This is a genomic window from Comamonas sp. GW821-FHT11H03, from assembly GCF_058807955.1.
Genome location: NZ_JBXARF010000005.1, coordinates 213,178 through 222,149 on the forward strand (window position 1 = coordinate 213,178; position 8,972 = coordinate 222,149).

6 protein-coding genes are annotated in these 8,972 nt (G+C 62.8%); 4 read left to right on the forward strand and 2 right to left on the reverse strand.

Translation table 11 applies throughout. The features are described 5' to 3' along the window. The first annotated feature begins 251 nt into the window (after positions 1 to 251). On the forward strand, positions 252 to 1,508 hold the full coding sequence (locus AC1RTQ_RS13415) for a tetratricopeptide repeat protein (RefSeq protein ID WP_492876399.1): 1,257 nt from the start codon (positions 252 to 254) through the stop codon (positions 1,506 to 1,508). Positions 1,509 to 1,578: 70 nt separating this feature from the next. On the opposite strand, the gene AC1RTQ_RS13420 is transcribed toward AC1RTQ_RS13415, so the two are convergent. Continuing rightward, positions 1,579 to 1,971, reverse strand: coding sequence for a VOC family protein (locus AC1RTQ_RS13420; RefSeq protein WP_492876401.1), 393 nt, complete (start codon positions 1,969 to 1,971; stop codon positions 1,579 to 1,581). 129 nt (positions 1,972 to 2,100) lie between these two features. Continuing rightward, positions 2,101 to 2,664 (reverse strand): TetR/AcrR family transcriptional regulator, encoded by a 564-nt coding sequence (locus AC1RTQ_RS13425; protein ID WP_492876403.1) that lies wholly within the window; start codon positions 2,662 to 2,664, stop codon positions 2,101 to 2,103. A gap of 193 nt (positions 2,665 to 2,857) precedes the next feature. On the opposite strand from AC1RTQ_RS13425, the gene AC1RTQ_RS13430 reads away from it, so the two are divergent. The 3 genes from AC1RTQ_RS13430 to AC1RTQ_RS13440 all read left to right on the forward strand — a co-directional run bounded on the left by AC1RTQ_RS13430 (position 2,858) and on the right by AC1RTQ_RS13440 (position 8,650). Continuing rightward, positions 2,858 to 4,036: an efflux RND transporter periplasmic adaptor subunit gene (locus AC1RTQ_RS13430; protein ID WP_492876405.1), complete on the forward strand. Its 1,179-nt coding sequence runs from the start codon at positions 2,858 to 2,860 to the stop codon at positions 4,034 to 4,036. A 64-nt stretch (positions 4,037 to 4,100) separates the two neighbouring features. Continuing rightward, the gene (locus AC1RTQ_RS13435; RefSeq protein ID WP_492876407.1) at positions 4,101 to 7,247 is read left to right on the forward strand and encodes a multidrug efflux RND transporter permease subunit; all 3,147 of its coding nucleotides are present in this window, start codon (positions 4,101 to 4,103) and stop codon (positions 7,245 to 7,247) included. Then, the gene (locus tag AC1RTQ_RS13440) at positions 7,244 to 8,650 is read left to right on the forward strand and encodes an efflux transporter outer membrane subunit (RefSeq protein WP_492876409.1); all 1,407 of its coding nucleotides are present in this window, start codon (positions 7,244 to 7,246) and stop codon (positions 8,648 to 8,650) included. Before AC1RTQ_RS13435 ends, AC1RTQ_RS13440 begins: the two co-directional genes overlap by 4 nt. Positions 8,651 to 8,972: the final 322 nt, after the last annotated feature.

Sequence of the window (8,972 nt, forward strand, 5' to 3'; positions counted from 1 at the left end):
AGAAAAGCTTCACGGGCACATAACGGCTCTGTGACGACAGTCCAGGGCGAGCCCCATCGGCAGTCCTGTCCGCGCTGAGTCGGGTCAGTATGATTTTGATAGCTGTCTAGGCTTTATGGACAGGGTATTGCTTCTCTATACTCACTTTTTTTGTGTGAACAGGGGAAGCGATGCTTGCGCGATGGTCTGGTGCTTTGGTGTTGTCGGCTTGGCTGTCAGTGTGGGGGTGTGCGCAGGCTCAGCCCAGCGAAATGGTCAATGCCGCGAAGACAGGCGATGTCACGGCACAGTACGAGTTGGGTAAGGCCTATCTTTACGGCCAGGGCGTGCAAAAGAATGCCGACGATGGCTTGCGCTGGCTGCGTCTGGCCGCTGAGCACCATCATGCGCCGTCGCAGTATCTGCTGGGTCTGGTCTATGTACTGGGTGCCGAGGGTGTGAAAAAGGATCCTGAGGCAGGCCTGGCATACATTCATCAGGCTGCAAACGCTGGAAATCTCGATGCGCAGAACCTGCTTGGAACTATTTATCTAAAAGGCGAAGCGGTTGAAAAGGATGCCGCAACAGGTGTCGCATGGCTGGAGCGCGCCGCGCAACAGGGCTCTGCTGCGGCACAAAATAGCCTGGGCTTCGTCTACCGCAAAGGCGAGCTGCTGGCCCAGGATTTGCAGGCCTCGTTTGGCTGGTATTTGAAGGCGGCCCAGCAAGCCGATGTGCTTGCGCAGTTCACGGTGGCCGAGATGTATTACCTTGGTGAAGGCGTGCAAAAGAACCATGCCGAAGCCGCGAAATGGCTGACCCCGCTGGCAGACAAAGGCGTGCAGAAGGCCCAGTTGCTGCTGGGAAAGATCTGCTTCGAAGGCCAGGGTGTGGACCCCAACTACGAGCGGGCCGTACTGTTGCTGCACGCTGCAGCCATCCGTGGCTCGGGTGAGGCTTACTATGAACTGGGCCGCCTGTTCGAACAGGGAGAGGGCGAGTATCGCAACGAAAAAGAAGCGATTGCCTATTACACCCAGGCGCTGAAGTACCAGCATGCAGCGGCGGTGCAGCGGCTGGAACAGCTCTCCGCTTCGTCGCCCCAGTCCGCGGAGTTTGCGCAGTCCATGGAATACATAGAGAACCTGAACTCTGCTCTCAAGGGCAATGTTCTGGCCCAGTACAACGTCGGCGTCTTTCAATATCTGGGCAAGGGCTTTGCGCAACCCAACTACACCGAGGCCGCCAAGTGGTTCGCCATGGCAGCCAATCAAGGCTATGCCAAGGCCCAGTACAACCTAGGCACCTTGTATGAAAACGGCGAGGGGGTGGGCAAAAGTCTGTCGCAGGCGCTGAAGTGGTACCGTCTGGCCGCCGAGCAGCAGGATGCCCCGGCCCAGTATGCGTTGGGCACCTTGTACCGGGACGGTCAGGGTGTGAAGAAGAACGCCAAGCTGGCGCGTGAATGGTTGCAGCGTGCTGCCGAACAAGGCCATGCACCGGCAAAAAAGGCCCTGGCACAGCTCTGACACAGCTTTGGCCTGACAAGCGGGGGCCGTTTTCGCGGTCCCCGGCTGGCCCGGGCGAGGGCGAAGGCGGCTAGGCCGGCTCCGAGATCTCGATGAGGTTCAGGTCGGGGTCACGCAAATAGATGGAGCGGATTCGGGATGTGGCTCCAGTGCGCATGACGGGGCCTTCGGCGATGGGCGTCGACAACTGCTGCAGACGGGCGATGACCTCGTCCAGCGGCACGGAGGCCAGAAAGCACAGATCCAGAGCTCCGGGTACCGGCGTATGAGCCTTGGGTTCGAACTCGTGGCCCTTCACATGCAGATTGATTTTCTGCTGGCCGAACACAAAGGCCTTGCGCTGCACGGGCGGGGTGCCGCCGATGAAGGATTCCAGCCGCATGCCGAGGACTTCGGTGTAAAAGCGTATGCATTGCGCTTCATTGGCCGTGGTGAGAACCAGGTGGTCGAGGTGACTGATCATGACAAGGCTACTGTCCGGTTGTGAAAACGAGTGTGAAGGCACGCGCGCTCGGGTTGCAGGGCCGCAGCATGACCAGGGTGCAACTGGAGGCCGGCATCGCCGTTAGGGCTGCAGTCCGGGTCGATTGTGTCAGGCTGTCGCCGTTCCGTCCTGGCGCAGGATCCCCTGCAAAAATGCCTGCTCTGCAAGCTGTGCCAGCGGGGCACGGGGGATGCGACCGCGGCGCTCTCCATCGATGAGTGCGATCACGGTTCCCAGCCATAACTCGGTCAGCGTTGCGGCACTGAAATCGATGCGGAACACGCCTTCCTGTTGGCCGCGCAGGAAAAAAGCGTCGACCTTGGGTTCCCAGATCGCATTTTCCTCCATGGGTTTTTCGACTTCGTTCCAGTAGTAGGTCAGGAACAGCGTGAATTCGCGATGTTCAAGATGCTTTGCATTGAGGCGCTTGAGTGCTTCGAGCACCGGGCCTTCCTCGATACGGGCTTCGTCCAGTGCTTCGTCCAGCGTGCGCAGGCTTTGCTCCAGCAGGCGCTTGATCAGCAGATCGCGCGTGGGGCAGAAGCGATAGAGCGTGGCCTTGCTGATGCCTATGGCCTTGGCCAGCTCCTGAAGCGTGGCGCGTGGGTGGTTGACCAGGGCCAGGGCCAAGGGGGGGAGGATTGCTGTGTTGTCGTGGGGGGCTGTTGTCATTCGTGGCTCCGGTTGGGGCGGATACGGATGAACCTATTTTGATTCAAGCAGCGAGCCTAAAAGCTTGAGATAGCAACTTTACTTGGTATCAAAATGCCATGAATCAATATAGGTCTTAATGAATCAAATTTGATTCAAAAAATATTTTCATGCATCATGCACTTCTTTCAAGATTTGACAAGACTCAAAAGCCATGAAGAAGAACAGCCAGAATGTGCGTGCCTGGCCGGCCCTGGCCGCATTGGCGGCCGCAATGATGTTGGCCGGCTGCATCCAGTCGGAAGCGGGCAGCCCGCCTCAGGAGTTGCCGCTGGTGGATGTGGTGACCATCAAGCCCAGGGCGCTGAGCCTCAGCGCTGAACTGCCCGGGCGCATCGAGCCTGTGCGTGTGGCGGAGGTGCGTGCGCGGGTGCCGGGTATCGTGCTGAGCCGCAACTTCAAAGAGGGCTCCGATGTGAAGGCCGGCGAGGTGCTGTTCAACATCGACCCGGCGCCGCTGCGCGCGGCGCTGTCGCGGGCCCGGGGCGAGCTGGCGCGAGCCGAGGCCGCGCTGTCTGAAGCGCAGTCCGTGGTGCGCCGTTACGAGCCGCTGGTGGCGCAGGAAGCCGTGAGCCGCCAGGACTTCGACAGCGCCAAGGCTGCGCTGCACAGTGCCATGGCCACGCGTCAATCGGCTCAGGCCGAAGTGGAGGCGGCGCGCCTGAACCTGGACTATGCGACGGTGAGGGCCCCGATTGCGGGCCGCATCGGCCGTGCGCTGGTGACCGAAGGCGCCCTGGTCGGCCAGGGGGAGGCCACACCGATGGCGGTGATACAGCAGCTTGACCCCATTTATGCCGATTTCCGTCAGACCGCAGCGCTGGCCACGCGCTTGCGTTCACAGCAGCAGGGGGCGCAGTCGCAGAGCAGTGCTCCCGTGACGCTGATGGCGGACGGTCTGGACGAGAAGCGCCAGGGGCGCATGCTGTTTTCGGATGTGACGGTGGATCGCGGCACCGGCCAGCTGGCGCTGCGTGGTGAATTTCCCAACAAGGATGGCCTGCTGTTGCCCGGCATGTATGTGCGTGTGACCCTGGGGATGGGTGAGGATCCCGCAGCCATTCTCGTGCCTCAGCGTGCGGTGCAGCGCGGCAGCGATGGAGCGGCCCATGTGCTGGTGCTCGACGAGCACAACGTTGTGCAGTCCCAGAAGGTGAGCGCTGGCGCCATGTACGGATCCGAGTGGCATATCACCGAGGGCCTGAAGGAAAACGCCAGGGTGTTGGTCGGAGGCCTGGCTGCAGCCGTGCCCGGCACCAAGGTGCAGATCAGGGCTGCCGCTGCAAATGTCGCCGACGCCGTCAAAGACGCGGAAGCCACTGTAAAAAAATGAGCAATATGCGCCGCTCCTGCAAGCGCTGAATGCCAAAACGACAAGCCTTATTCAAGGATAGATAATGTCCCGGTTTTTTATTGATCGCCCCAAGCTGGCCTGGGTGGTCGCGATCTTCATCCTGCTTGCCGGCCTGCTGGCGATCCCGGCTTTGCCAGTGGCGCAGTTTCCCAACGTGGCTCCGCCGCAGATCTCCATCTCTGCAACCTATCCGGGGGCATCGGCCACCACGGTAATGGAGTCGGTGACCAGCGTCATCGAGGAGGAGCTCAATGGCACCAAGGGTCTGCTGTACTTCGACTCGTCCAGCGGCGCCACGGGTCTGGCCGAAATCACGGCCACCTTCGCGCCTGGTACCGATCCCGCACTGGCCCAGGTCGAGGTGCAGAACCGCATCAAGAAGGCCGAGGCCAGACTGCCCGCATCGGTGATGCAGATGGGTCTGCAGGTAGAGCAGGCCAGCGCCAATTTCCTGCTGATCTATTCGCTGACCTACAAGGGCGACGACAGCGGCAAGAACGAGGTCCGCCTCTCCGACTATGCGGTGCGCAACATCAATAACGAGATCCGCCGCGTGCCCGGGGTGGGCAAGGTGCAGTACTTCGGCGCTGATGTCGCCATGCGGGTCTGGGTCGATCCGCAGAAGCTGCTGGGCTACGGCCTGTCGGTGGCGGATGTGAATGCGGCCATTGCCGCGCAGAACGCCCAGGTGCCGGCGGGCAGCTTCGGCAGCCAGCCCGGATCGTCCGAGCAGGAGCTCAGCGCCACGATTGCCGTCAAGGGAACGCTGAGTTCGCCCGAGGAGTTCGGCCAGATCGTGTTGCAGGCCAGGGCCGATGGCTCGGCCGTGCATCTGGCCGATGTGGCGCGTCTCGAAGTCGGCCAGCTCGATTACAGCTTCGCCTCGCGTGAGGACGGCCACAAAGGAGTGGCGGCCGCCGTGCAACTGGCTCCGGGTGCCAATGCCATGCAGACAGCCAAGGCGGTCAAGGCGAGGCTAGCCGAGCTGTCGCAGAACTTCCCGGACGATATTCAGTACGCCGTGCCCTACGACACCTCGCGCTTTGTGGAAGTCGCCATCGGCAAGGTGATCCAGACCCTGGTCGAGGCCGTGGTGCTGGTGTTTCTGGTGATGTGGCTGTTTCTGCAGAACCTGCGCTATACGCTGATCCCCACCATCGTGGTTCCGGTGTGTCTGGCCGGCACCCTGGCCGTGATGTATGCGCTGGGCTTCTCGGTCAATATGATGACCATGTTCGGCATGGTGCTGGCCATCGGCATTCTGGTCGACGATGCCATCGTGGTGGTGGAGAACGTGGAGCGTCTCATGGCCGAGGAGGGCCTCTCGCCGCTGGCCGCCACGGTGAAGGCCATGCAGCAGGTCTCGGGGGCCATCGTCGGCATCACGCTGGTGCTGGTGGCCGTGTTCCTGCCTCTGGCCTTCATGAGTGGCTCGGTGGGCGTGATCTACCGTCAGTTCTCGCTGTCGCTGGCGGTCTCCATCCTGTTCTCGGGCCTGCTGGCGCTGACTTTCACGCCGGCGCTGTGCGCCACGCTGCTCAAGCCTGTTGCCAAGGATCACCACGAGGAGAAGAAAGGCCTCTTTGGCTGGTTCAACCGCCACTTTGCCAAGCTGACCGAGCGCTTTTCGCTGCTCAACCAGCGTCTGGTCAGGCGCACGGGCCGCTATATGCTGATCTATGCGGCCATCGTGGGCGGGCTGGGCTTTGCCTATACGCGCATGCCCGAGTCCTTTGTGCCTTATGAAGACATGGGCTACTACATCGTCAGCGTGCAACTGCCGCCTGGCGCGACCGAAGCACGTACCGAGGCTGTGGTGCGCGACATGGAAGCCTATGTGCAAAGCCGCCCCGCCACGGCCCAGGCCGAGTTCCTCATGGGCTACAGCTTCTCGGGCATGGGGCAGAACGCGGCCATGGCCTTTGTCACGCTCAAGGACTGGTCCTTGCGCGGCAAGGGTCAGGCGTCGTGGGACGAGGTCCAGGCCTTCAACGAGCGCTTCGGCAGCTTGTCCGATGGTGCGGCCATGGCAGTGGATCCCCCTCCCATTGATGGCCTGGGCAATTCCGGCGGCTTTGCGCTGCGTCTGCAGGATCGCGCCAATCTGGGCCGCGAGGCCCTGGTTGCCGCGCGTGACGAGCTGCTGAAGAAGGCCAATGCCTCGCCGGTGATCGCTTACGCGATGATGGAAAACCTCGAGGACGCGCCGCAGCTGCGCCTGGACATAGACCGTCGCCAGGCCCAGGCCCAGGGCGTGAGCTTTGGCAGCATCAGCGCCGTGCTGTCCACGGCCTATGGCTCGGCCGTGATCAACGAGTTTCCAAATGCCGGGCGCCTGCAGCGTGTGGTGGTGCAAGCCGACAAGGCCGCGCGCATGACGCCCGAGGCCCTGCTGCGCCTGTATGTGCCCAATGCCCAGGGCGAGCAGGTGCCGCTGGCCTCGTTTGCCAGCGTGAAATGGGAGCAGGGGCCGGTGCAGATCTCGCGCTACAACGGCTACCCGGCCTTTCGCATCGCGGGCGATGCCAAGCCCGGCCACACCACGGGTGAGGCCATGGCCGAGCTCGAACGCATCCTGGGCGAGATGCCGCGCGGCATAGGCTACGAGTGGACGGCTCTGTCCTATCAGGAAAAGGCCGCTGGCGCACAGGCTCCCAAGCTGTTTGCTCTGGCCATCGTTGTGGTGTTTCTGCTGCTCGTGGCCCTGTACGAAAGCTGGAGCATTCCAGCCGCCGTGATGCTGATCGTGCCCATCGGCGCGCTGGGATCGGTGCTGGCCACTTCGGGGCTGGGTCTCTCGAACGACGTGTATTTCAAGGTCGGCCTGATCACCATCATCGGCCTGGCAGCCAAGAACGCCATCCTGATCGTGGAGTTCGCCAAGGACCTGCACGAGCGCGGCCATTCGCTGTCGGAGGCGGCATTGCAGGCAGCCCGTTTGCGCTTCCGTCCCATCGTGATGACTTCGCTGGCCTTCATCCTCGGGGTGGTGCCGCTGGCACTGGCCACCGGGGCGGGGGCCTCCAGCCAGGCCGCCATCGGCGTCGGCGTGATCGGCGGCATGCTCAGCGCCACCTTGCTGGGCGTGCTGTTCGTGCCCATCTTCTTTGTCTTCGTGCTCTCTTTGCGGCGCAAGCGCCGCGCAGTGCCGGAGGAAAAAAACACAGACTCCGAAGGAGAACCCGCATGAACGGGCGAAACCCCATGCGTGCCGCGGCGCTGACGCTGATTGCTGCGGTGCTCTCCGGCTGCTCTTTTGCGCCGACCTATGACAGGCCTGCTGCGCCCATTCCCGGCACCTGGAGCGCTGCATCATCGGCCTCGACGGCATCGGTGCAGAGCTTGCACTGGAAGGAGTTCGTGATCGATGAGCGCCTGCGCTCGCGTATCGAAACGGCGCTGGCCAACAACCGCGATCTGCGCCAGACACTGCTCAATGTGCAGACTGCTCGCGCGGCCTATCACGTGCAGCGTGCGGACCAGCTGCCCGCTCTGGAAGCACAGGCCGGCGGCACCCGCCAGCGCCTGCCCGCCGACCTGAGCGGCACAGGAGCGGCCAGGGTGCAGAGCAACTATCAGGCGGGCGCCGGGCTGATGGCTTTCGAGCTCGATCTCTTCGGCCGTGTGCGCTCTCTGTCCGAGGCCGCGCTCATGGAGTATCTGGCCACCGAGGAGGCTGCGCGCAGCGTGCAGATCAGTCTGATCGCAGAAGTGATCCAGGCCTCGCTGGCCCAGGACAGCGCACGGCAGCGCCATACCCTGGCGCTGCGCACCTTGCAGGCGCGCGAGAAGGAATGGCAGCTGATGAGCGAGCGCAGAAAGGTCGGCACGGCAAGCCGTCTGGACGAGCAGGAGGCGCAAGGGCTGCTTGAGCTGGCGCGCGCCGAAGTCGAGCGCTTCGAGCGCGAGCTGCGCCAGGCTTCAAACGCACTGGACTGGCTGGTGGGTGATGGCTCGGTGCAGGCAGTCGTGGAGTTGAATGCCAGACCCATGGTGCAGGAGATTGGAGCCGGTCTGCCGTCCGAGCTGCTGGTGCTGCGCCCCGATATCCGCGCCGCCGAATATCAGCTGCGCTCACGCAATGCAAGCATTGGCGCGGCGCGGGCAGCGTTCTTTCCGCGCATCTCGCTCACGGGCTCCTATGGCTCGGCCAGTGCCGAGCTCTCCGATCTGTTTGCCGGCGGCCAGCGCTCCTGGTCATTCATGCCGCAGCTGAGCCTGCCGATTTTTGATGGAGGCCGTAACCGCGCCAATCTGGAAATCGCGCAGCTGCGCAAGGACATGGCGGTAGCCAGCTACGAGCGCAGCATCCAGACGGCGTTTCGTGAAGTCAGCGATGCACTTGCCTCCGTGGAGACGCTGAGGCGCGAGGAGCTGGCTCGCCAGCGTCTGGTGCAGACCAGCGCGAATACGCTCAAGCTTGCCGAGCTGCGCTATCGCGTGGGGGTGGACAGTCATTTGCGCTATCTGGATGCGCAGCGCACCGATTTTGCGCAACAGATGGCTCTGATCGAGGTCAGCGCGCAGCGGCAGATGGCGCTGGCCACGCTGTTCAAGGCCTTGGGTGGCGGCTGGGGGCGAGCGGCGGGTTGAGTGTGGCCGGGCTTGTCGCCCGGCAACCCGCTTCACGCGAGCTCGCCAGGCGGGCCCGGCCGCCCGGAGCCATCCAGCGGTGCAGGCGAGAGAGCCAAGGACGCAGTCCTGGCTCTTTTTTTTGCGCGTGGGCGGCGGCAAGAGCAGCCTGTTGGCTCGCAAGACCATGCAGTCCCTCGCACTCGCACTTGCCGTCGCCAGGCTGGATGTGCGTGGTGCCCATGCTGCGCCGTGAATTCAATTCGCATCACGCTCGAATGCGGTAAAAAGAAAAAAGGCCTTGAATTGCTTCAAGGCCTTTTATCATTTGGCGGAGCAGGCG

What these genes read in the sequence shown, in the direction of transcription:
- AC1RTQ_RS13415 (WP_492876399.1), top strand. Translation starts at nt 252, where the DNA reads ATGGTCAATGCCGCGAAGACAGGCGATGTCACGGCACAGTACGAGTTG.
- AC1RTQ_RS13420 (WP_492876401.1), bottom strand. Translation starts at nt 1,971, where the DNA reads ATGATCAGTCACCTCGACCACCTGGTTCTCACCACGGCCAATGAAGCG.
- AC1RTQ_RS13425 (WP_492876403.1), bottom strand. Translation starts at nt 2,664, where the DNA reads ATGACAACAGCCCCCCACGACAACACAGCAATCCTCCCCCCCTTGGCC.
- AC1RTQ_RS13430 (WP_492876405.1), top strand. Translation starts at nt 2,858, where the DNA reads ATGAAGAAGAACAGCCAGAATGTGCGTGCCTGGCCGGCCCTGGCCGCA.
- AC1RTQ_RS13435 (WP_492876407.1), top strand. Translation starts at nt 4,101, where the DNA reads ATGTCCCGGTTTTTTATTGATCGCCCCAAGCTGGCCTGGGTGGTCGCG.
- AC1RTQ_RS13440 (WP_492876409.1), top strand. Translation starts at nt 7,244, where the DNA reads ATGAACGGGCGAAACCCCATGCGTGCCGCGGCGCTGACGCTGATTGCT.